The 21,026-nt window shown below is 67.3% G+C and carries 21 protein-coding genes; 12 read left to right on the top strand and 9 right to left on the bottom strand.

Going from position 1 to position 21,026, the window contains the following annotated elements; all coding sequences use genetic code 11:
• The coding region (locus Q8M88_RS12000) for a PhoH family protein (protein ID WP_305597391.1) at positions 1-371 on the top strand (371 nt) is incomplete at its 5' end.
• Between the two features lie 155 nt (positions 372-526).
• Here the strand turns inward: Q8M88_RS12000 and Q8M88_RS11995 are convergent.
• The 3 genes from Q8M88_RS11995 to Q8M88_RS11985 all read right to left on the bottom strand — a co-directional run bounded on the left by Q8M88_RS11995 (position 527) and on the right by Q8M88_RS11985 (position 2,282).
• Positions 527-733 carry a DUF3126 family protein gene (locus Q8M88_RS11995; RefSeq protein ID WP_305597390.1) on the bottom strand — a complete coding sequence of 69 codons (207 nt, stop codon included), beginning with the start codon at positions 731-733 and terminating at the stop codon, positions 527-529.
• A gap of 61 nt (positions 734-794) precedes the next feature.
• Positions 795-1,643: a serine O-acetyltransferase gene (gene cysE, locus Q8M88_RS11990; protein ID WP_305597389.1), complete on the bottom strand. Its 849-nt coding sequence runs from the start codon at positions 1,641-1,643 to the stop codon at positions 795-797.
• Positions 1,644-1,667: 24 nt separating this feature from the next.
• Entirely contained in the window at positions 1,668-2,282 is a 615-nt protein-coding gene (locus Q8M88_RS11985) for an NUDIX hydrolase (RefSeq protein ID WP_305597388.1), read from the bottom strand.
• Between the two features lie 75 nt (positions 2,283-2,357).
• On the opposite strand from Q8M88_RS11985, the gene Q8M88_RS11980 reads away from it, so the two are divergent.
• Positions 2,358-2,969 carry a nitroreductase gene (locus tag Q8M88_RS11980; protein ID WP_305597387.1) on the top strand — a complete coding sequence of 204 codons (612 nt, stop codon included), beginning with the start codon at positions 2,358-2,360 and terminating at the stop codon, positions 2,967-2,969.
• A 124-nt stretch (positions 2,970-3,093) separates the two neighbouring features.
• Here the strand turns inward: Q8M88_RS11980 and queF are convergent, their stop codons facing one another.
• Positions 3,094-3,549: a preQ(1) synthase gene (gene queF / locus Q8M88_RS11975; RefSeq protein WP_305597386.1), complete on the bottom strand. Its 456-nt coding sequence runs from the start codon at positions 3,547-3,549 to the stop codon at positions 3,094-3,096.
• 250 nt (positions 3,550-3,799) lie between these two features.
• Here queF and Q8M88_RS11970 point away from each other — a divergent pair, with 250 nt between their 5' ends.
• The 3 genes from Q8M88_RS11970 to Q8M88_RS11960 all read left to right on the top strand — a co-directional run bounded on the left by Q8M88_RS11970 (position 3,800) and on the right by Q8M88_RS11960 (position 7,728).
• Positions 3,800-4,504, top strand: coding sequence for a TorF family putative porin (locus Q8M88_RS11970; RefSeq protein WP_305597385.1), 705 nt, complete (start codon positions 3,800-3,802; stop codon positions 4,502-4,504).
• Positions 4,505-4,754: 250 nt separating this feature from the next.
• A complete protein-coding gene (locus Q8M88_RS11965) occupies positions 4,755-6,692 on the top strand; it encodes a nucleoside-diphosphate sugar epimerase/dehydratase (protein ID WP_305597384.1) in 1,938 nt (645 codons plus the stop codon).
• Between the two features lie 16 nt (positions 6,693-6,708).
• Positions 6,709-7,728, top strand: a complete 1,020-nt coding sequence (locus Q8M88_RS11960) for an NAD-dependent epimerase (RefSeq protein WP_305597383.1) — start codon at positions 6,709-6,711, stop codon at positions 7,726-7,728.
• Here the strand turns inward: Q8M88_RS11960 and Q8M88_RS11955 are convergent.
• The 4 genes from Q8M88_RS11955 to Q8M88_RS11940 all read right to left on the bottom strand — a co-directional run bounded on the left by Q8M88_RS11955 (position 7,710) and on the right by Q8M88_RS11940 (position 11,817).
• Positions 7,710-8,819: an AGE family epimerase/isomerase gene (locus Q8M88_RS11955; RefSeq protein ID WP_305597382.1), complete on the bottom strand. Its 1,110-nt coding sequence runs from the start codon at positions 8,817-8,819 to the stop codon at positions 7,710-7,712. The two genes, Q8M88_RS11960 and Q8M88_RS11955, sit on opposite strands and share 19 nt — an antisense overlap.
• A 10-nt stretch (positions 8,820-8,829) precedes the next feature.
• Positions 8,830-9,825: a UDP-glucose 4-epimerase GalE gene (gene galE / locus Q8M88_RS11950; protein WP_305597381.1), complete on the bottom strand. Its 996-nt coding sequence runs from the start codon at positions 9,823-9,825 to the stop codon at positions 8,830-8,832.
• Positions 9,826-9,920: 95 nt separating this feature from the next.
• Positions 9,921-11,423 carry a family 16 glycosylhydrolase gene (locus tag Q8M88_RS11945; RefSeq protein WP_305597380.1) on the bottom strand — a complete coding sequence of 501 codons (1,503 nt, stop codon included), beginning with the start codon at positions 11,421-11,423 and terminating at the stop codon, positions 9,921-9,923.
• A 211-nt stretch (positions 11,424-11,634) separates the two neighbouring features.
• Positions 11,635-11,817 carry a hypothetical protein gene (locus tag Q8M88_RS11940; protein WP_305597379.1) on the bottom strand — a complete coding sequence of 61 codons (183 nt, stop codon included), beginning with the start codon at positions 11,815-11,817 and terminating at the stop codon, positions 11,635-11,637.
• A 250-nt stretch (positions 11,818-12,067) separates the two neighbouring features.
• On the opposite strand from Q8M88_RS11940, the gene Q8M88_RS11935 reads away from it, so the two are divergent.
• The 6 genes from Q8M88_RS11935 (at position 12,068) to Q8M88_RS11910 (ending at position 19,320) form a co-directional block, all read left to right on the top strand.
• Positions 12,068-12,742: a sugar transferase gene (locus Q8M88_RS11935; protein ID WP_305597378.1), complete on the top strand. Its 675-nt coding sequence runs from the start codon at positions 12,068-12,070 to the stop codon at positions 12,740-12,742.
• A gap of 85 nt (positions 12,743-12,827) precedes the next feature.
• Entirely contained in the window at positions 12,828-13,397 is a 570-nt protein-coding gene (locus tag Q8M88_RS11930) for a polysaccharide biosynthesis/export family protein (RefSeq protein WP_305597377.1), read from the top strand.
• 86 nt (positions 13,398-13,483) lie between these two features.
• A complete protein-coding gene (locus Q8M88_RS11925) occupies positions 13,484-13,987 on the top strand; it encodes a hypothetical protein (protein WP_305597376.1) in 504 nt (167 codons plus the stop codon).
• Between the two features lie 81 nt (positions 13,988-14,068).
• Complete coding sequence (locus Q8M88_RS11920) at positions 14,069-15,349, top strand: outer membrane beta-barrel protein (RefSeq protein WP_305597375.1); 1,281 nt, start codon at positions 14,069-14,071, stop codon at positions 15,347-15,349.
• 205 nt (positions 15,350-15,554) lie between these two features.
• Complete coding sequence (locus Q8M88_RS11915) at positions 15,555-17,762, top strand: polysaccharide biosynthesis tyrosine autokinase (RefSeq protein WP_305597374.1); 2,208 nt, start codon at positions 15,555-15,557, stop codon at positions 17,760-17,762.
• A 46-nt stretch (positions 17,763-17,808) separates the two neighbouring features.
• On the top strand, positions 17,809-19,320 hold the full coding sequence (locus tag Q8M88_RS11910; protein ID WP_305597373.1) for an O-antigen ligase: 1,512 nt from the start codon (positions 17,809-17,811) through the stop codon (positions 19,318-19,320).
• On the opposite strand, the gene Q8M88_RS11905 is transcribed toward Q8M88_RS11910, so the two are convergent.
• The gene (locus tag Q8M88_RS11905) at positions 19,221-19,796 is read right to left on the bottom strand and encodes a hypothetical protein (protein WP_305597372.1); all 576 of its coding nucleotides are present in this window, start codon (positions 19,794-19,796) and stop codon (positions 19,221-19,223) included. The two genes, Q8M88_RS11910 and Q8M88_RS11905, sit on opposite strands and share 100 nt — an antisense overlap.
• A 266-nt stretch (positions 19,797-20,062) precedes the next feature.
• On the opposite strand from Q8M88_RS11905, the gene Q8M88_RS11900 reads away from it, so the two are divergent.
• On the top strand, positions 20,063-20,839 hold the full coding sequence (locus Q8M88_RS11900; protein WP_305597371.1) for a transglutaminase-like cysteine peptidase: 777 nt from the start codon (positions 20,063-20,065) through the stop codon (positions 20,837-20,839).
• Positions 20,840-21,026 lie beyond the last annotated feature (187 nt).

The following is a 21,026-nucleotide window of genomic DNA, read 5'->3' as shown; positions in this document are numbered from 1 at the left end:
GGCCGCTCTACGACGCGCTGTCCGACCGGCTGTCGATGAAGCGGGTGCGCGCCCTCATGGCCGAAGGCGCGATCGAGATCGCACCCGTGGGCTTCATGCGCGGGCGCACGCTGAACAACGCCTTCGTGGTGATCGACGAGGCGCAGAACTGCACCTACGTGCAGCTGAAGATGCTGCTGACCCGGCTGGGCTGGCACTCGACCATGGTGGTCACCGGCGATCCGAACCAGTCGGACCTGCTGCCTGAGCTGTCGGGACTGGGGCCCGTGGCGGCGAAGCTGGAAGCGATCGACAATATCGCGGTGGTGCGCCTGCAGGACCGCGACATCGTCCGCCACCCGCTGGTCGCCGAGATGCTCAGCGTTCTCTGAGGAGATGAAGACCGCGGGGTCGAAAGGCTCCGCGGTTTGTCGCCGCCAGACTCACCCGACCATCAAGGCGAACCCAGGGTCCATGCGGACTATCCGCGCGAAAACCAGGGTCAGCTTAGTCCCCGGCTTTCGCGGGGCGAACGGATGTGTGGAATCTAGGACAGGTCTTCCGCCAGGATAGCCATCTCGAACATGAACGATCCGTCCTCGTCCTCGTCCTGATAGACCACGCCGATGAACTCCTCGCCGATGTAGACCTCGCAGGAATCCTTCTGCTTCGGCCTGGGCACCAGGGTGATTCGGGCGTTGGCGAAGGAGCCGCGCAGGTGGCCTTCGACCTTGCGGATAGTTTTCTCGTCCACGACGGGGCTCCTTGGGGACTCAGCGGGGCGAACCTAGCGGCTCGCTTGCTGCATTCCTACCTCAGATCACGTAGTCGTAGACCTCTTCGGCGAGCGTGTGGTCCATGCTGCGCGCCGGCTCGGCGCAAGTCGGGCAGTTGGTGAGGCGCGCGGGCACGCCCGCCGCGGTGCAGCCGGGGGGAACCGGCTTCAACACCACCGAGCCCGAAGCGACCTTGGCGTAGTCGCCGATGACGATGTTGCCGAGGACTGTGGCGTTGGCGCCCAACAGCACGCCCTTGCCGATCTTCGGGTGGCGGTCGCCGCGCTCCTTGCCGGTGCCGCCGAGGGTCACGCCTTGCAGCATCGAGACGTTGTCGCCGATCACCGCGGTCTCGCCGATGACGATGCCGGTGCCGTGGTCGATGAACACCCCATGGCCGATGCTGGTGGCCGGATGGATGTCGACCTGGAACACCTCCGACATGCGGCTCTGCAGATAAAGGGCGATGGTCTCGCGGCCCTGGTTCCACAGCCAGTTGGCGACGCGCTGGGTCTGCAGCGCCTGGAAGCCCTTGAAGAACAGGAATGGCTGGACATAGCCCTTGCAGGCCGGGTCGCGCTCGAACACCGCCTTCAGATCGAGTTCGGCGATGTCCACCAGGTGCGGATTGGCGCGGTAGGCGGCGTCGGCCAGTTCGCGCAGGCTCATCGCGCGCAGCTCCTGGTCGCCGAGCTTGCGGGCGATCTGATAGGACAGGGCGTCGCCAAGGTTGTTGTGGCTGAGGACCACTGCGTTCAGCAGCGATGCCAGCGCAGGCTCGCTACGCGCGGCGCGCTCGGCCTCGTTGCGCAGGGAGGGCCAGACCGGCGGCGGCGTGGCCGGGTCTATGACCTCCAGGCGCTGGCTCTTCGGCTCTTCACGACCCATGCTGAACTCCTTGATCCCTCAGCCTTACCTTAACATGGCCCGCGCCAATGCGTCCGGCAACGCTCCCTCACGCGCCATATGGTAGCCGCGAAGCAACATCACCACCGTTAAGGCGTCGCGCATATGTCCCGCCAGCGCCGCGTCGAGCGCTTCGCGGAACGGAACGCGCACGGTGGCCAACTGCTCCGTCGCGTCCGGCGCGGCCCCGCCGGACGCGGCACTGAGGCCGGTGGCGAGGTAGCCGAAGGCCTGCTCGTCGGTGACCGAATTGGACAATTGCAGGTGCAGCACCTCGCGCCACTCGGCCGCCTCCAGGCCGGTCTCCTCGCGCAGTTCGCGGCGGGCGCCGTCCAAAGGCGCTTCGCTGAGCGGCGCGCCGCCCTCGGGGATCTCCCAGCTATAGTCGCCCAGCGGAAAGCGGTTCTGGCCGACCAGGATGATCGTTCCGTCATCGTGCACGGGCAGGATGGCGATGGCGTGGTTGGCGAACCGCACGACCCCGTACAGCGCTGCGTTCCCGGTGGGCGCGACAGCGTCGTGCTCGGTCAGGCGGATCCACGGGTTGTGATAGACCACCCGTTCGGCGGCGCTTTTCCAGGGGGTTCCATGAGCGCGCAGCCAGTTCGGTTTTTGCGACATACTCTCAACTTGCTTGCGGAAGTCAGGCCCGACCCCATAAATGGCCTACCTATCGGCCTAGCCAACGAGGCGCCCGTGACCGTCATCCTCCCGCCCCAGCCAGTGTTCGGCAAGCCGGTCACGCAAGCGCCCTCCCCCGACACCCTGCGATTCCTGGCCGCGCGGCGCTCGTCGTCGGCGGTGACGCTCGCCGCGCCCGGGCCGTCGGACGCGGAGCTGGATCAGCTGCTGCATCTGGCCGCACGGGTTCCGGACCACGGCAAGCTGGCGCCCTGGCGGTTCATCGTGCTGGACGCCGAAGGCAAGGCGGCGTTTGCGGCGAAGCTCGAGGCGCTGGCGCACGGACGCGGCGACACCCGCGCCGCGGCCAAGCTGGTCAAGTTGAAGACCCCGCCGATGGGCGTCGCGGTGATCTCGCGCGAGACGCGCGGCGACATTCCCGCCTGGGAACAGCAGCTTTCAGCAGGGGCAGCCTGCACCAACCTGCTCTATGCGGCGATCGCCATGGGATACGGCGCCAACTGGATCACCGACTGGTACGCCTACGACCGCGACGCCGCGACGATCCTGGGCCTGGCCGACAATGAGCGGGTGGCGGGATATGTGTTCATCGGCACCCCGAACGAGCCGCCGCTGGAACGCGAGCGGCCGAACGTCGAGAGCCTGATCAGCCGCTGGCGCGGCTAAACACCAGACACACAACGGCCGGACGACGCGTCGGCGCCGCCCGGCCTGAGGTGTGACACGCCCGAGGAGAGTTGGGCGAGTGTCGGTTTACACCGTCACAATTGTTCTGGCTAGCCCGGCGCGCTCAGCCGCGGCCGCGATAAGGCTGCACGCCCTGGTCGGGAAGCCACAGGCCCTGGGGCGGCGGGCCGCTCTGCCAGAACACGTCGATCGGGATCCCGCCGCGAGGGAACCAGTATCCGCCGATGCGCAGCCAGCGTGGCCGGGCGACCTCGACCATCCGCTTGGCGATCGCCACGGTGCAGTCCTCGTGGAAGGCGCCGTGATTGCGGAAGGCGCCAAGGTACAGCTTCAGCGACTTGGACTCGATCAGCCATTCGCCTGGCGCGTAATCGATCACCAGATGGGCGAAGTCGGGCTGACCTGTCACCGGGCAGATCGAGGTGAACTCCGGCGCGGTGAAACGCGCGAGATAGAGGTCGTCGGGATGCGGGTTGGGAACGCGCTCCAGCACCGCGTCCTTGGGGTCGTCGGCGGATCGCGCGTCGCGCCCGAGTTGGGTCAGTTCGAACTCTTCCATCGGCCGCCGATGTAGTCGTCACGCAGCTCAAGGGCAACGCCGCCGGCCTTAAAGACGATTCGAACGCCTAGCTCAGAGCGCCAGTTGGCGCCGAATTTTTAACCAATTGGTAGCAAGGTTCCGCCTGGTTTTTAGCCACCGCTGTCCACGGCCTTCCCGCCTTGGTCGCGATTCATTGATCTGCGGCGTCGCACTAGACGATATCCGGCAGCGGTCTGGCCAAACCGGATCGAATAACAAGGGGATTATCATGAAATCATTCAAACTCGCGCTGATTGCTGCCGCCGCCACTGTGGCGACCAGCGGCGTCGCCTTCGCCCAGGACGACACCGCGCCGGCCTTCAGCTTCAACGTCGGCGTGGCCAGCGACTACGTGTTCCGCGGCGTCAGCCAAACGTCGGAAAGCCCTCAGGTGTTCGGCGGCGCCGACGTCTCTATGGGCCAGTTCTACGGCGGCGTGTGGGCGTCGAACGTCGATTTCGGCGACGACACCGACGCTGAAGTCGATCTGTACGCCGGCTTCAAGCCGACCGTCGGCCCCGTCTCGCTCGACCTGGGCGTGATCTACTACGGCTACCTGAACGAACCCTCGAACGCGAACTGGGCCTATTGGGAAGCCAAGGCGGCCGGTTCGGTCGCGGTCGGCCCGGGCACGCTGGGCGCGGCGGTCTACTATTCGCCTGACTTCACCGGCGGCGGCGACGACGACGACGCCCTGTACTACGAAGTGAACGGCTCGATCCCGCTCGCCGAAAAGGTCACGGCCAGCGCCGCGATCGGCCACCAGGACGTCGATGTCCCGGGCGACTTCTCCTACAACACCTGGAATGTGGGCGTCGGCTTCGCGCTGAACGACCACCTGGGCCTCGACCTGCGCTATCACGACACCGATGAACACAGCTACGGTAAAGGGTTCGACAGCCGCGGCGTGATCTCGCTCAAAGCGACCTTCTAAAGGCCTCAATTCACGGGCTGTTGGAGAGCCGTCGCCTTCGGGCGGCGGCTTTTCTATTTCCGCTGCAGCGACGCGGACTTCCACTTCCCACTGACGCGCTCTAAGGTCGGGCGTCTCCTCGTCCAGGAGCGCACAATGAAAGTGCGAATCGGATGCTCAATGGAGCAAATCGCCGATTTGCGCGGTTTCCTTGGACGGTCGTACGGTCAAGTCTATGTTGGCGACTCGATCAAGTAATGGAGCGCGACTCATGGAGCGGATGGCCTTTCGAGCCCAGACCATCCTTGCGGACGTCCTGATCGCCGCCGCCGCCTTCATGTTGGCCTACATCGTTTCTCCTTTGAGATTGCCGCTGTTCGGCGTCAGCGATCTGCCGGCGATGAACGTCGTCCAGCTCGTCGCCTTGTACGCAGCCCTGGCCGGCGGCTTCACCATGCTGTTCCGCCGCGAGCTGTCGCCGTGGCGCTACGCCTCCATTCCCGACGCCCTGGTGCTGGCCCGCGTGGCGCTGCTCACCGTGGGCGTGTTCCTGCTGCTGGCGTTCGTGCTCGACCGCGGACGCGGCCTGCCGCGCTCGATCCTGTTCATGGCGCCGATCTTCCAGATGGTCGGCTCGATGGGCGGCCGGATCTTGCGCCGCGCCCTGCACGAACATGCACTGGACAGCTTCGCGCCGTTGAAGACCGCCAGCGACCGCGCCGCGCTCGCCCCTTCCCTGCTGCTGATCGGCCCGCCGTCTCTGGCCGACACCTACCTGCGCGACGTCGCCCGCAGCCATGACCGCAACTATACCGCCGTCGGCATCGTCGGCACCGACGCGCGCGACGTCGGCCAGCAGGTGCGCGGCGTATGCATCATCGAGAGTCTCGAGAACCTGGACGCGGCTCTGGCCGACCTGCGCCGCTGGAACCGCTATCCGCGCGCCATCCTGTTCCTGGAAGAGCCGGCGCGCCTGAAGGGCCTCACCGCCGATCTGCTCGGCCGCTTGAAGAATGACGGCATCCGCTTGTTGCGCCTGCCCAGCATCGTCGAACTCGCCCAGCACGACGGCGTCACCCTGCTGCCGATGCGCGAGATCAACATCGAGGAACTGCTGGCCCGTGAGCCGATCGAGCTGGATCGCCGCGCCATCGGCGACCTGATCCGCGGTCGTCGTGTGCTGGTCACCGGCGCGGGCGGCAGTATCGGCGCAGAGCTCTGCCGCCAGGTCGCGGCCTTCGAATGTGCGCACCTGACCCTGCTCGACTTCTCCGAGACCGCGCTGTTCGAGATCGACCGCGAGATCGCCGAGACCATGCCGCAGCTCTCGCGGCAAGCGGTGCTGTGCGACGTGCGCAACGCCGCCCGCGTGGCCAACACCTTCATCGACGAACGGCCGGACCTGGTGTTCCACGCCGCCGCCCTGAAGCACGTTTCGATGGTCGAGCGGCATCCTTGCGAAGGCGTGCTGACCAATGTGATCGGCACCTGGAATGTGGCCGAGGCGGCGCGCGCCTGCGACGCGGCCCAAATGGTGCTGATCTCCACCGACAAGGCGGTCGACCCGACCAATGTGATGGGCGCCACCAAGCGCCTGGCCGAAGCGGTCATCCAGGGCCAGCAGACGGGTCAGGGCACGCGCTTCAGCGCCGTTCGGTTCGGCAATGTGCTGGGTTCCGCAGGCTCCGTCGTGCCGATCTTCAAGTCGCAGATCGAACGTGGCGGACCGGTCACCGTGACACACCCGGACATGGCGCGGTTCTTCATGACCATCCCCGAGGCGACGCAACTGGTCCTGCACGCCACGGCGGCCTCGGCCGAAGGCGACGCCAGCCGCGCGCGCCTGTTCCTGCTGGAGATGGGCGCCCCGGTCCGGATCATCGACCTGGCGCGCCAGATGATCGCGCTGTCCGGCCTGACGGTGGGCAAGGACATCGAGATCGAAGTCACGGGCCTGCGTCCCGGCGAGAAGCTCACCGAAGCTCTGCTGGACGAGACCGAGCAATCCGTCCCCTGCGCGCCCAAGGTGCTGGAGGTGGTGTCGAGCTCGGCTCTGCGCGTCCATGCCAACCATCTTCTGGAGTTGGAATCCCTGGCCCAGCGCAGCCGCGCCGACGACGTGCGCCGCGCGCTGTTCGATCTGGTGGGCCACATCCGCGGCGACAGGCCCGGCGCCGCGCCGAACCTGCGCGTCGTCGCCAACCGCTGACGCCCCGCTCAGCGGCATGGCGAGCGTCCTGGTCACCGGCTCGGCCGGGTTCATCGGCTTCCACACCGCACGCCGCCTGCTGGCGCGCGGCGACCAGGTGGTCGGGCTGGACAATCTCAACAGCTACTACGACCCGGCGCTGAAGGCTTCGCGTCTCGCCCGGCTGCAGGCGCACGACGATTATCGCCACGCCACGATTGACCTGGCCGATCGTGCAGCGGTGTTGGCGTTGTTCGAAGACGCCAAGCCGGACGCGGTGGTCAACCTCGCCGCTCAGGCCGGCGTCCGCTACAGCCTCGAGCAGCCGGCGGTCTACGGCGACTCCAATCTGGTTGGGTTCCTCAACGTGCTGGAGGGATGCCGCAGCGTGAAGCCGCGGCACCTGGTCTACGCTTCGACCAGCTCGGTCTATGGCGCGAACGGGACGCTGCCGTTCTCCGTGCACGACGGGGCGCACCACCCGATCACCCTCTATGCGGCGACCAAGCTCGCCAACGAGGCGATGGCCCACGCCTACGCGCACCTGTTCGGCATCCCGACCACGGGGCTGCGGTTCTTCACAGTCTATGGCCCGTGGGGGCGCCCGGACATGGCTCTGTTCAAGTTCACCGCCGCGATCCTCGCGGGCCAGCCGATCGACGTCTACGGCGAGGGGCGCATGCAGCGCGACTTCACCTATGTGGACGACATCGTCGAAGGCGTGTTGGCGGCGCTGGACCGACCGGCGAACCCCGACCCCGCCTGGAACCCCGAAGCGCCCGATCCCGCCACCAGCGGCGTTGCGCCGTGGCGCGTGTTGAACCTGGGGGCCAGCCAGCGCACTGAACTGATGCGCTACATCGAAGTGCTGGAGCAGAAGCTCGGCCGCAAGGCGCTGCTCAACATGATGCCGATGCAACCGGGCGACGTCGCCCGCACCGAGGCCGACGTCAGCGACACCCGCGCGGCCCTGGGCTACGCGCCCTCAACGCCGATCGAGGTGGGCGTTGGGCGGTTCGTCGACTGGTACTTGGACTACTACGGCGAGACGGCCTGACGCAGCGCCATGCAGGCGCCCACGATGTGGTAGAGGGAACTCGCCGGCGCCGGCTCCTCGACGAAGCTCCCGTCAGCCTTGAGCTTGTCGCGCCACACGCCCTGCACCGGCGTCTGCAGATAACGCGCGAGCCCGCGGGCGGCGACCAGCGCCTGGGCTTCGTCGCCGATCACCAGGGCGCTGCGCAGATGTTCGGTCTGCGGCCACAGGCGGGCCTCTGCTTCTCGGACGGAGAGGTCGTCCCAGAGTGCGTTGACGGCGACGCCGCGACCGGCGTCGACGCCGCGCAGGCCTGCAGCATAGAGCCGTCGTGCGGCCGACATGGCCCTGGCGTCGCCGCGTCGCGCGCCCCAGCGATCCAGCAACCAGGCCCATTCGAACTGGTGGCCGGGTTCGACCAGCCGACCATTGTCGCCGGCGCGCGCCGCCCAGTCGGCGTCGAAGAATTCGCGCAGAAAGCCGCCGTCGGGATCGATGAACCGATCGAGGCATAGACCCGCCAGTTCATCGGCCAACGCGCCCCAGCCCGCTTCGCCGGTCTCGTCCCACAGCAGCACGGCCTCCAGCAGGTGCATCTGCGCATTGGCCTGGAATGGTTGCTCGCCCAGTTCCCGGAAGCCGCCTGCGGGATGGCGATAGGCGTCGAGAGCCTCGCGCAGACGCAAGGCTTCGGTCGCCAGCCTGCCCTCGCCCAGGCCGGCGGCGTGGCCGGCGGCGAGCGCCAACAGCACAAAGGCCTGCTCGTAGAGAGGTGCGGCCGGGTCGATGATCTCACCGTCGGGACCGGCCAGGCAGGCGTACAGGCCGTCGTCGCGGCGATGGTGCGCAGCCAGAGCGTCGAGGCCTTGCCAGGCCGCGTCGCGCCATGGACCGTCCCACCCGGCCGGGCCGAGCGTGGCGTAGACGAAGGCCTGTCGCGCCTGCACCCGGGCGCGACGGGGCAGTTGGTCCAGCGGCGCGCCGTCAAGGCTCAGGGCGTCATAATACCCGCCCCCCGCGCGGTCGGCGCCGGCCCGCCACCAAAGCGGCAGGGCGTCGTGGTCCAGCCAATGGGCGAACCAGGCGGCGGCGCTTTTCAGGTCGTCGAACATCAGTGCAAATTCACTCGGCCGCGCTCGCAACCCGCGCCCGCTCCGCGCGGTGCCAGGCCCAGGCGCTGCCGACGATGTCAGCCAGGTCGTGCTTGGGCGACCAGCCCAGCACGGCGCGCGCGCGCGCGTTGTCGGCGACCAGCATCGGGGCGTCGCCTTCGCGGCGCGGGGCCTGCTCCACCTTCGGAGCCGTGCCGGCGGCGGCGACTGCAGCGATCAGCTCGCGCACGCTGATCCCTTCGCCCCGCCCGAGATTCAGCGCCTCGCCCGGCGCCCCGTCCAGCAGCCGGCGCAGCGCAGCCACATGGGCGTCGGCCAGATCCAGCACGTGGACGTAGTCGCGCACCGCCGTGCCATCGGGCGTCGGATAGTCGTCGCCGAACAGCTTGAACGTTCGCGCCGGGTCCATCGCCGCCAGGATCGCCAGCGGCACGGCGTGGGTCTCGGGGCTATGTCGCTCGCCGATGCGGCCCTGGGGGTCAGCGCCGGCGGCGTTGAAGTAGCGCAGGCGGATCGAGCGGAAGCCGGAATGCCGCTCAAGATCGGTGAGCGCCTGCTCGACCATCAGCTTGCTGCGGCCATAGGGGCTGGCGGGATCCTGCGGGTTGTCCTCGCGCAGCGGCTGGCCGTCCGTCGGCGGGCCATAGGTGGCGCAGGTGGACGAGAACACCAGCTTGTCGACGCCGGCGCGGCGCGCGGCCTGGATCAGGCACAGGGAGCCGCCGACGTTGTTGTCATAGAAGGCGCCGGGATCGCGCACCGATTCGCCCACTTCGATAAGGGCGGCGAAATGCATCACCGCCACCGGGCGGTGAGCGGCGAACACTGCGTCCAGACGGGCTGGGTCGCGGATGTCGCCGGTCTCCAGCGGGCCCCACTGAACGAAGTCCGCCGAGCCGTTGGAGAGGTTGTCGTAGACGACAGGGCGGAACCCCGCTTGCGCCAGCCGCAGGCAAGCATGGGAGCCCACGTATCCCGCGCCGCCGCTGACCAGAACCGTTTGCATGCGCAACCCTCGCCGCGGCCGACGTCACCGGCCTTGCGGCACGCTTAGCAGGACGGCGCTCGCGCGGACAGGCGCTGCGCCGCTCATGCTGCGCCTCAGGCGGCGAACAGCCAACCGCTGGGCAACGACGACATCGACACGCCCACAAGGGTGATCGAGGCGCTGCTCATGTCGATGACCGTGTCCGCGCCGACCTGGTGGGCGGTGTAACGGGCGCCGACGTCCACCTGTACGCGATCTCCCTCGGCGGCTTTGAAGTCGATGACCCGGTCGGCGCCGGCCCCAGTGAAGGTGTAGAAGGTGTCCGCGCCTGCGCCGCCGCTCATGGTGTCCGCGTCGCGGTCGCCGGTCAGCCAGTCGTTGCCGGCGCCGCCGCTCAGCGAATCGGCGCCTTGACCGCCGCGCACGATGTCGTTCCCCGCTCCGCCCAGCAGCGTGTCGTTGCCGAGGTTGCCGTAAACGAGGTCGGCGCCGTCGTCGCCGTTGATCGAGTCGTTCCCCTGCCCGCCGACCGCCCAGTCGTCGCCGGCCGCGCCGAAGATGAAGTCGTCGCCGGCGTTGCCGTTGATGTCGTCGAAATCGGCGCCGCCGTCGATCCGGTCGTTGCCGGAGTCGCCGCGCAGGTAGTCCTTGCCGCCGCCGCCGTTGACCGTGTCATTACCGGAGCCGGCGTTGATGGTGTCCGCCCCGGTCGTGCCGGTCAGCAGGTCGGCGCCCGAGGTGGCCTTCAGGTTGACGACCGGTTGAGTCGGCGCCGGCGTCGTGGGCGCCGGAGTGGTCGGCGCGGGCGTCGTCGGCGCATCGTCGATCGCCTTATAGGCGCGGATATAGTCGATCTTCATGTCGGCCGGCATCTTGGTGGTCGCATCCACCGGGCCACTCCAGTTTCCGCCGACCGCGAGGTTGGCCTGGATGAACATCGCCTTGTTCATGTCGGGCGGGGTGGCCAGTTGGTAGACTTTGCGTCCGTCGAAGTACCAAGTGATGTAGTCGGCCTGCCAATCGGCGCCGTAGGTGTGGAACCCCTGCGACATGTCGGCGACCTTGATCATCCCGCCGTCGGCCGTCAGGAAGCCCGGCGCCGTCGTGTGACGCGCCGTATAGAGGGTCGTCATGTCGTGCCCAAGCACCTCCATGACGTCGAGCTCCGGCGGCCAGGAGCCGTCCTTGGGCATCAGCCAGAACGCCGGCCACAGACCCTGCCCCGCCGGCAGTTGGGCGCGCATCTCGAAATAGCCGTAGGTCTGCGAGAATGAGGTGAAGGTGTTGATCTCGCCAGACGTGTACTTGGCGTTGTCGATCAGCGGCTGAATTTCGGGGGAGGCCGGCTCGGCGCGGATGGTGAGGACGCCGTTGGACACCGTCCAGGGGTTGACGGCGTCAGTCGGCGCGTAGTTGGCGTTGATATACCAGTGCTGCTCGCCGGCCGCGCCGCTCATGTTGCTGCCGTTGCTGGTGCTGTATCCGCCCCAGCCGTCGAGGAACCAGTAGTTGGTGGACCAGGTCCCGCTGGTCCCGTTCCACAGGCTCAGCGTATTGAAATCATCGCTGAAGGTCAGCGTCGCGGTTTTCGCTAGATTAGTCGGATCAATCGCCATCAACAGACTCCACGATCGCGCACATCGATCTGCACGGCGCCGGCCCCATCCCGTTGATGGTGACGTTATGGGTCTTAGGTGAACAGGATGCTTATAGTCCGCTGTGAAACTGACCGTTATTGTCGCAGTCTTGAATCAAGGCGCGATCGTTGTTCACTTTCAATCAAGCTTAACGACATGTTTCAACGAGATATACTGCTGCATCATCAGGTCAGAGCAGCCGCGACGCTATCCAGCCCACGCCGGCCCAGAACGCGCCGCAGGTGACGACGACAAAGGCCGCGGTGCGTCTCGACGACCAGCGCTGGGTCATGTCGTAGGCGCCGGGCTCGAACACGCCGGCCGCCACCGCTTGCGCCAGCTCCCGCTGCAGGGCGTGGGAGGGATTGGGCATGGGGGGCTGCGCCGCAGGCGACGTCTTCGGCGCAGCCTCTTGATGCACGAACGCCCGTGCCGTCGCCTCACGTCTCGCCATGTCGCCCTCGCCATCTGGGTGCGACGTAGATCGCCGCGCGCAACACTGTGACCGCGCAAGGTTTCCAGGCCTTTGACGAGAATGGTTGATCCGGCGGCCGGCGCGTCTTGGCCCGCACCGTGCAGACACCCTCCCGGCAAGACCGTGACGTACCGAACCTGGACAGGCGATGCACAGCGACAACCCGCCGCTCTCCGAAATTCTCTTGACCCGCAAGACTGGTCCGCGCCTGAGCGTGGACACCGCGCGCTGCATGGCGGACGCGGCGTTCGCCCTGGCGCTGCTGATCTTCCTGGCTCCGCTGATGCTGGCCGTGGCCGCGCTGATCGCGGCCAGCGAGGGCGGCTCGCCGATCTTCGTGCAGAAGCGAATCGGCCGCAGCGGCCGGCCGTTCAACTGCCTGAAGTTCCGCACCATGCAACGCGACGCCGAAAGCCGGCTGGCCCATGTGCTGCAGCGCGACCCTGAGGCGCGCGCGTTCTGGGGGACCCATCGCAAGCTGCCCGTCGACCCGCGCGTGACGCCGGTCGGCCGCTTCCTGCGTCTGACCAGCCTCGATGAGCTGCCGCAATTGATCAACGTGCTGCGGGGCGAGATGGCCCTGGTCGGCCCGCGCCCCATCGTCGAAGCCGAGATTCCGCGCTTCGGCCGCTATTTCCGATACTATTGCAGCGTGCGGCCCGGCCTCACCGGACTGTGGCAGGTCAGCGGGCGCAACCGGCTGACCTTCCGCAAGCGGGTCGCCATGGACGTGGCCTACGTCAAGGCGCGCCGCCTGACCTTGGACCTGAAGATCCTGGTGCTGACCGTGAATGCGGTGGTGCTGCAAAAAGGATCGGCATGAGATTTGGCGCCGCCGGCGTTGTGTGGTGATAGAGTCGTCTCGGGACGACTTCGAGGGACGCTCGATCCTTGGGAGAGTTTGACGAATGAAGGCTTGGTTTTTTGCGTTGATCCTGAGCGCGCTGGCGATCGGGACCCCGGCCGCCTGGGCCGCGGAGGCGCGCGCGCCTGAGCCGGTCGTAGCGCCGGACGTGGTGCCGGAGTATCAGCTCGGCGCCGGCGACAAGGTGCGCATCATCGTCTACGGCGAGCCGACGCTCACCGGCGAGTATTCGATCTCCAGCTCCGGCACCATCTCGTTCCCGCTGATCGGCGACGTCCCCTCGAGCGGCCTGACGGTCAAGGCGATCCAGTCGGATATCGAGAAGAAGCTGTCCAACGGCTTCATGCGCAAGCCGCAGGTGAGCGCCGAGGTGCTGACCTATCGCCCCTTCTACATCCTGGGCGAGGTGAACCGGCCCGGACAGTATCCCTACACCAGCGGCCTGACGGTGCTGAAGGCCGTGGCGACCGCTCAGGGGTTCACCTATCGGGCGAACACCAAGCGGGTCTACATCAAGCGAGGCGATAACGCCGCCGAGCAGCCTTACAGCCTGACCAGCACCACTCCGGTGGCGCCAGGCGACATCCTGCGCATCTCTGAGCGCTTTTTTTGAACTCCACAGCAGTCGGGCCAGTTGATGCTAGGTGGGCGCCTCGCCCTGTGGTACTCACACGATCGAGAAGAAGGCTGGGAAACGTGATGAAAAGACGTCTTTTTGTCGTAGCGGCGGTCACCGCCGTGGCGCTGGGACAGATGGCGCCGATCGCATCGGCGACCACGGTCGAGCCGGGCGGCGTCAGCGCCGGCCCTGAAGTGGAAGCCTTCGCACGCTCCCTCGCCGCTGCAGCGAGTTCCGCGGAAGCCTCGGCGTTGCCGGGCGACGCGAGCCGCGTGGAACACGCCGTCTCGACCACCCTTCAGGAACTGGTGGTCACCGCCGCCAAGCCGCCGGCCAACGTGCGCCTGGCGCTCCAACGGGTGGTCTATGTCTGCATCCGACCGGCTGAAGTGAAGCGCTACACCTTCAACTGCCCGGGCACGAGCGCCGGAATCGACGGCGTGCGCGACGTGCTGACTACGGTGAACGCGCTGATCGAGGGTTCGGAGACTGCGGCGCTCACCGACGGTCCCGGCACCGCGGCGATCGGCGACCCGCCAGGGCTGGATGCCGGCGGCGGCACCGACTATCACGAACTGCAATAGTCCTTCCTTAATGGGTAGGCCGCCAGGATGATCGCCTGGCGGCGCAGACGCGCGTCCGATCGATTCGGCAGGGGCAGATACATGACTAGGGGACTTTGCCCCATCCTGGCGGTGCTGATTCTTTCCATGCACCAGCCTGCCGCCGCACAAGGTAGTTCCGCGGGCGACGCAGCCGGCGAATCGGCGTTCTCGCGATCGCGCAACGTCAGCGTCCGTGAACGTCCGCGCCCCGAGTACGAGGCCCTGGGCATCCACGCCGGCGCGTTCTACATCTTCCCGAAGATCACCGGCGGGCTCACCTACGACGACAACATCTTCGCCACGGCGAACAACGAGGAGTCGGACTGGCTGTACTCGCTGACGCCCAGCGTGCAGGTCACGTCGGACTGGAACCGGCACATGCTTGAGGCCTCCGCGAGCCTCAACCGCACGGTCTACGGCGACAATTCGGACGAGGACTTCACGACCTGGACCGTGTCCACCGACGGCCGTCTGGACGTCGACCGGAATTTCTATCTGAGCGCTCTTGGCCGCTATAGCCGAATGGTTGAGCCCCGGACCGCGATCGAGGCGTTCCAGAACGTCTCCCGGCCTGTGCGCTATGATCGCCGCGACATCACGGTCGGCGGGGTGAAGACGTTCAACCGCCTGCGCTTCAACGGCACCCTCGACTACAGCGACTACATCTTCAGGAACGGGCGCACGCGCACGGGCGCGCTCGTCAACCTGAAATTCCGCGACGACAAGATCACCACCGGCACCCTGCGCGCGGACTACACCATCAGCCCCGACACCTTCGTGTTCGTGAAGGGCGCCTACAACACCCACGAGCATCGGTTCAATCAGGGCCTGACCCGCGATTCCGACGGTTATGAGTTCACTGCCGGCGCCGACTTCGACGTCACCAACCTGATGCGCGGCCAGATGGAGGTGGGTTACCTTCGTCAGGACTACGACACCGCCATCTATGGCTCGTTCACCGGCCTGCAGGTGCGGGGGCGCCTGGAGTATTTCCCGACGCAGTTGACCACCGTCACCCTGGCGGCGTCGCGCGACGTGCAGGACAGCGGCATTCCCACCTCGCCTGGCTATCTGTCGACGGCCGTTGGCCTGCAGCTCGACCATGAGCTGCTGCGCAACGTGATCATCACCGGCCGGGGCGACTACGAGCACGCCACCTATCGCGGCATCGACCGCGAGGACGACCGCTACAACCTGTCGCTCGGCGGCACCTATCTGGTGAACCGCAAGGTCGGGCTGAGCCTGACCTACAACTATCTCAACCAGGAATCAGACGGCCTGGATCAGGGCGCCGGCTTCGACGACAACCGGCTGCTGGCGACCGTCACTCTGCAGTATTAGTCTCAGCGATTCAGGATTTCGCCATCGTATCCGGTCAGGCTCGCAGCGGACGTTCGATGAGATGCCGCGCTGGCGGCGCAAGCCTTGCAGCGCGCATTCCCACGCTCGATGTCTGTCTTGACCTCGACTTCAGACGCCGGCCCGGCCGGCGCTCCTGGAGCGGGGTCGCCTCACGTCGCCAAAACGGCGCCAAAGGTGTTGCATGTTGAATTTCGCGCCGCTGCCCTCGACCAGCGCGGACCTCTCGTTCCGTGAGAAGTTCGCCGCTCTGGGCTTCGATCCCCTGCAGCTGCTCGCCTTCATCCGCCGCCGGCTGGAGCTGTTGCTCGCGGTCAGCGTGTTGGTGTTCGTGGCGGCCCTGCTCTACGCGATGCAGCTGACGCCGCGCTATACGGCGACCACCGACGTGCTGATCGACACCCGGCAGAAGCCTATGGTCAGCAGCGAGCAGATCATGTCGGGCTTCCCGGCAGACTCCAGCGCCGTCGACACCGAAGTGCGCATCCTGACGTCACGCTCGCTGGCTGAGCGGGTCGTGCGCAAGCTGAACCTACAGCTCGACCCCGAATTCAACCCGACGCTCAACGCCAAGCCGGGCCTGCTGACGCGCCTGGGCCTGAAGAAGGCGGCGCCGACCCAACGCCGCTCGACGGCCGCCGGCATAGAGGCGGCCGTGGCGACCGTGCAAAACGGCATGTCCGTCCAGCGCGCGGGCCTGACCTACATCATCACCATCAGCTACACCTCGACTGACGCGGCGACCGCCTCGCGGCTCGCGAACGCCATCGGCGACCTCTACATCACCGATCAGCTTGAGGCGAAGTACAACGCCGCGCGCGTCGTGTCCGACTGGCTGGCCGGGCGGATGACCGGCCTGCGTCAGGAAGTCGAGCTCGCCGACGCCCGCGTCCAGCAATACAAGATCGCCAACAACCTGATGAGCGCCCAGGGCGCGACGATGGCTGAGCAAGAGGTGTCGACCCTCAATCAGCAGCTTGCCGCAGCCCGCGCCGACCGCGCCGAGAAGATGGCCCGATTGCAGGCCGCCCGCACGCAGATCCAGCGCGGCGGCGGCGGCGCGGACGTCGGCGCGGCGCTCGGGTCCTCGACGATCAGCAGCCTGCGTTCGCAGGAAGCCGACACCAGCCGTCAGCTGGCAGACCTCAACGCCCGCTACGGCCCCGCCCATCCGGACGTGATCAAGGCCAACGGCGCGCTCGCCGATATCCAGCAGCAGATCAACTCCGAAATCCGCCGGATCATCTCCAGCCTCGAAGCCGAGGTTTCGGTCTCGTCCCAGCGCCTAGCCTCTCTCGAAGGCAGCCAGGGCAGCGCCCGCGGCTCGCTGGTCTCCAACAGCCGAGCCCAGGTCGGTCTGCTGGAACTGGAGCGGAAGGCCGAGGCCAGCCGTGCGATCTACGAGTCTTTCCTGAACCGCTCGAAGGAGACGTCGAGCCAGGAAGGGATCCAGCAACCCGACGCGCGGGTGATCTCCTATTCGACTGTGCCCCGCACGCCCAGTTACCCCAACATGCGCCTGGTGATCGCGTTCGGCGCGGCGCTCGCCCTGGTCTGCGGGCTTGCCGCGATCATCGCCGCCGAGCTTCTGGACAGCGGGCTTTCGACCGGTGACGACGTCGAGAGCCGTCTGGGCCTGCCGTACGCGGCGTCGCTGCCGAAGCTGTCGCCCACCGACCTGCGGGCCGGCCAATCGCCTCAGGACTTCCTCGTGGACAACCCGTTCTCGGTGTTCGCCGAGGCGTTCCGCAGCCTGCGCGCCTTCCTGTTACTGGGCGCGGCGGACGGTGCGCCGGCGCCCAGCATGATCGCCATCTGTTCGGCCCTGCCCCACGAGGGCAAGACGATCACCTCGTTCTGCCTGATGCGTACACTGGCGATGTCCGGCTCGAGCGTGGTGCTGGTCGACGCCGACCTGCGTCGCCGCGCCGTCAGCAAACTGGTCGAGGCCCCGGCCATCGGCCTGCTGGAGGCGATCGAGGACCCCAGCCGCCTGGACCAGGCGATGGTCAAGGACACTCGCTCGGAGGCCATGATCCTGCCGGTGGTCGGCGACGTGCCGTCGTCCGGCGACCTGTTCGGCTCGTCCGACATGGACGTGTTCCTGGCCGCGCTTCGCAAGCGCTTCGACTATGTGCTGATCGACACCCCGCCCGTGCTGGCGCTGGCCGAGACCCGGCTGATCGCCACCAAAGTCGACCAGGTGGTGTTCCTGGCCAAGTGGCGTCAGACGCCGGCCAAGGCCGCGCAGAACGCCATCGCCACGCTGATCAAGTCCGGCGCGCGTGTGGCGGGCGTCTGCCTGACGCAGGTCGACCTGCGTCGCCAAAGCAGCGAAGGCTACGGCGACAGCGCCTACTATTATCGCGCCTACAAGGACTACTACACGTCCTGATCAGTCACGGCGGACCGGGGGACGAGAGGTGAGCCAAGGCGTATCCATGGCCAAGGCGGTTCGGCGCAAGCCGACGGCCGCGCCGTATGCGCGTATCGAAGACGCGGCGCTGATCGCGCCGCCGCTGCTGCTGATCGCCGCGGCCGTCCTCGATTTCGGCGCCACCTGGGCGCAGCCCGCGGTGTTCTTCGCCACCCTCTCCTGCGCCTGGGCCGCGGGTCTCAGCCTCATGCACATGCGCGAAGGCCAGACCCTGCGCTTCACCCCGCTACAGGCCGCGGCCGGCATCGCCTTCGCCTTCACCCTCGCCTGGGCGCTGTTCACGCTGACCCCCTACGGTCCGTTCAGCGTCGACCAGGCCTGGCGGCTGGTCGGCGGACCCGGTGCGCTGACCCTCGACAAGGGCGCCACGCTCATTGAGGTGCTGAAACTGGCGAGCCTCGGCGCGATGGTGTTCACGGGCCTGGTGCTGGCGCGCTATGAGCGCCGCGCCGAGCGGACTATCAACGCGCTGCTGATCGGCGGCGCGCTCTATGCCTTGTGGGCCATCGTCAGCTTCGCACAGAACTCCCAGCTCGTGATGGGCGTGGAGAAGACCTACCACGTGCTGCGGCTGACCGGCTCGTTCATGAGCGCCAACAGCGCCGCCAGCCTGTTCGGCGTGCTGGCGTGCATCGCGTGGATATCAGGCCTGCGCAACCTCCGCGCCCACCTGCGCCACGGCGAGTTGGACCTCACCCTCAGTCGCCCGCTGGTCGGCGCCGGCGTGCGCTTTGCCCTCGCGGGTCTGTTCTGGGTGGCCCTGCTCCTCACCGTGTCTCGCGCGGCGATGGCCGCGACCATCCTTTGCCTCGTGGTGATCACCGCGGTGGAGATCATCGAGTTCCTGCTGCGCCAGCGCGCCGGGGCCGGCAAGATCCTAGCCTACACCTTCCCTGCCGCCCTGAGCATGGTGGTGGTGTTCACCGCCACGATCGGCCAGCAGTTCATCGGCCAGTTCTCTTCGCTCAGCGAGGATCGCTCGGTGCGCGAGGCCATCTTCGCGACCTATCTGCAGACCGCCCGTGACGCGCCGATCTCCGGCATGGGGTTGGGCAGCTTCCGCGCGCTGAACGGCACCCTGATCGCGCCGGAGAATTTCCAGATGTTCTGGAGCCTCGGCTCGGCCCACAACGTCTTCCTGCAATGGGCGTTAGAAGGCGGCGTGATCGGCTTCTCGCTGATGGCCCTGACGTTGGCGCTGCTGTTGGCCGACGTGGCGCGCCGCCGCGTGGCGGGGCGCTCGGGGCGCAGCCGAGCCAGTATCGCGCTGGCGGCCAGCGCCGTGCTGCTGATCCACAACGCCGTGGACTATTCTATCCAAGTGCCGGCGATCGCCATGCTGTGGGCCTTGCTGCTGGGTCTCGGCGCCGGGGCCGCGAGCTCCGCGCAACCCAGGCCGACCTCAGCGCGCTGGCGTCATCCGACCTTGGGCATGGGGGCCGACAGCAACACCAGCTCGATGGCCAGCCGTCCGGCCGGATCCTCTACGCGGGCGGCCATCAGCTCGACCGCCTGACGATTGCGCCACATCGCATAGAAGGCCCGTGTCTCGGCCAGGGCGCGCTGCTTCAGGTCGTCGGGCGCCTGGGACCAGTTGTCGAACAGGAACTCGGTGCGCCAGAGGAACACCTCGGTGCTGAACGGCGCGACCTCATAGGCCCGCCGCATCGACTGGATCGCGGCGTTGTCCAGGCGTCCGGCTCTGCGCCGCTGAATGAAGGCCAGGCGGCACCAGGCGTCCACCCGGTAAGGACCAAACTGGAGTTCCTTGCGGGTTAGCCGCTCCGCCTCCGCCAGCTTGGCCGGACTGGAAGCGCCCTTGGCCAACTCGAGGCTGTGGCGCGCCAGCGCGGTGGGGTTGTCACGCTCGCCCCAGGTCATGTCCCAGAACAGTTTGGCGCCACCCAATGCGAACACGCCCCAGGTCACCGCCAGCGCGATGCGCAGCGCGCGCGCCGACCGAAAGCTCTTCGACCACGCCTGAACCGCCATCAGCGACCACGCCCGCCTGCCTTGGCGTGTGCATTTCTCCACTGAATCCCGGTCACGCCCATCCCCTGCTTGCACCCCATGTGTCGTTTTGACACAAGTTGACGCCAGCTAGGATAGTCCAAGCTGATTTCCGACAGGTTGCGATGATCAGGGCGAGAACATCGCCGATGCGACGATCTGACTGAGTCCGAATACGGGGATTTCGACGCTGCTTAAGAATACGCTCAACAATAATCGCTAGTCCTTGCGTGAAGCAGGGACGCAGCATGCATCAACGCCTGGGCATCTTCACAGCCGCAAGCGTGGCCTTGGGCGCACAATGCGCCTTCGCCGCGCCATCGCCCGCGGACATGACTCTCGGCGCACTCACCGCGCCGCCGGTCGGATACGTCGAATTCTGTCAAAGCCAACCTCGGGAGTGTCCTGAAGCCAGTCGCGCGAGCGCGGGATTCGACCAGACCTACTGGATGCTCGCTTTCAACATGGCGCGCTCCCCGCAATCCGCCACCCGGGTGCGGCCGGGCCCCCCCAGCGCGCTCCGTGGTGTGGGACGCGCCGAGCGGGCCCAAGCCTATGTCGGTCCTTTCGCCACCAACACGCCGGCGGCCGACAACGCCCCGAAGGTGGCCCTCTCATCGACGCTCTGGACGCAGCTCAACCGCGTCAACAACCAGGTCAACCGGCGACTGGTTTCGATGCCGGACCGGACGAACTACGGCGTCGAGGACCGTTGGGCTCTGCCGATCACCGACGGCGACGGCCGCGGCGACTGCGAGGACTATGTGCTGGAGAAGCGCCGCGCGCTGCTCCACGCCGGCTTGCCGCAAAGCGCGCTGTCGATCGCCCTGGTGCGCACCCGCTGGGACGAGATCCACGCCGTGCTGCTGGTCGAAACCGACCGCGGGACGATGGTGCTGGACAGCCTGTCGTCGAAGGTCTCGCACTGGTCGGCGCTCGACTACCGCTGGCTGGTGCGCCAAAGTCCGGACGATCCCGCCAACTGGGTCGAAGTAAAGAACCGCAGCCGGCTCGCGGCGGGCTGAACGGCCCCGCGCGCAGCGCGGTGCGTGAGCATCCGTTGAGAATAGCCTATTTCGTGCATGACCTGAGCGACCCGGCCGTCGACCGCCGGGTGCGAATGCTGCGCGCCGGCGGCGCGGAGGTGGTCCTGCTGGGGTTTCGGCGCAGCGAAATGCCGGTGCGCGCGGTGGCGGGCGTCGACGCCGTGGA

It is taken from the genome of Phenylobacterium sp. (assembly GCF_030693805.1).
In the GTDB taxonomy this organism is placed as follows: Bacteria; Pseudomonadota; Alphaproteobacteria; order Caulobacterales; family Caulobacteraceae; genus Phenylobacterium.
This window is presented reverse-complemented; position numbering and strand designations above follow the sequence as displayed.

Excerpts from the sequence above, each read along its gene's own strand:
- cysE (WP_305597389.1), bottom strand. The coding sequence starts at position 1,643 with ATGGGTCGTGAAGAGCCGAAGAGCCAGCGCCTGGAGGTCATAGACCCG.
- Q8M88_RS11985 (WP_305597388.1), bottom strand. The coding sequence starts at position 2,282 with ATGTCGCAAAAACCGAACTGGCTGCGCGCTCATGGAACCCCCTGGAAA.
- queF (WP_305597386.1), bottom strand. The coding sequence starts at position 3,549 with ATGGAAGAGTTCGAACTGACCCAACTCGGGCGCGACGCGCGATCCGCC.
- Q8M88_RS11970 (WP_305597385.1), top strand. The coding sequence starts at position 3,800 with ATGAAATCATTCAAACTCGCGCTGATTGCTGCCGCCGCCACTGTGGCG.
- Q8M88_RS11965 (WP_305597384.1), top strand. The coding sequence starts at position 4,755 with ATGGAGCGGATGGCCTTTCGAGCCCAGACCATCCTTGCGGACGTCCTG.
- Q8M88_RS11960 (WP_305597383.1), top strand. The coding sequence starts at position 6,709 with ATGGCGAGCGTCCTGGTCACCGGCTCGGCCGGGTTCATCGGCTTCCAC.
- Q8M88_RS11955 (WP_305597382.1), bottom strand. The coding sequence starts at position 8,819 with ATGTTCGACGACCTGAAAAGCGCCGCCGCCTGGTTCGCCCATTGGCTG.
- galE (WP_305597381.1), bottom strand. The coding sequence starts at position 9,825 with ATGCAAACGGTTCTGGTCAGCGGCGGCGCGGGATACGTGGGCTCCCAT.
- Q8M88_RS11945 (WP_305597380.1), bottom strand. The coding sequence starts at position 11,423 with ATGGCGATTGATCCGACTAATCTAGCGAAAACCGCGACGCTGACCTTC.
- Q8M88_RS11940 (WP_305597379.1), bottom strand. The coding sequence starts at position 11,817 with ATGCCCAATCCCTCCCACGCCCTGCAGCGGGAGCTGGCGCAAGCGGTG.
- Q8M88_RS11935 (WP_305597378.1), top strand. The coding sequence starts at position 12,068 with ATGCACAGCGACAACCCGCCGCTCTCCGAAATTCTCTTGACCCGCAAG.
- Q8M88_RS11930 (WP_305597377.1), top strand. The coding sequence starts at position 12,828 with ATGAAGGCTTGGTTTTTTGCGTTGATCCTGAGCGCGCTGGCGATCGGG.
- Q8M88_RS11925 (WP_305597376.1), top strand. The coding sequence starts at position 13,484 with ATGAAAAGACGTCTTTTTGTCGTAGCGGCGGTCACCGCCGTGGCGCTG.
- Q8M88_RS11920 (WP_305597375.1), top strand. The coding sequence starts at position 14,069 with ATGACTAGGGGACTTTGCCCCATCCTGGCGGTGCTGATTCTTTCCATG.
- Q8M88_RS11910 (WP_305597373.1), top strand. The coding sequence starts at position 17,809 with ATGGCCAAGGCGGTTCGGCGCAAGCCGACGGCCGCGCCGTATGCGCGT.
- Q8M88_RS11905 (WP_305597372.1), bottom strand. The coding sequence starts at position 19,796 with ATGGCGGTTCAGGCGTGGTCGAAGAGCTTTCGGTCGGCGCGCGCGCTG.
- Q8M88_RS11900 (WP_305597371.1), top strand. The coding sequence starts at position 20,063 with ATGCATCAACGCCTGGGCATCTTCACAGCCGCAAGCGTGGCCTTGGGC.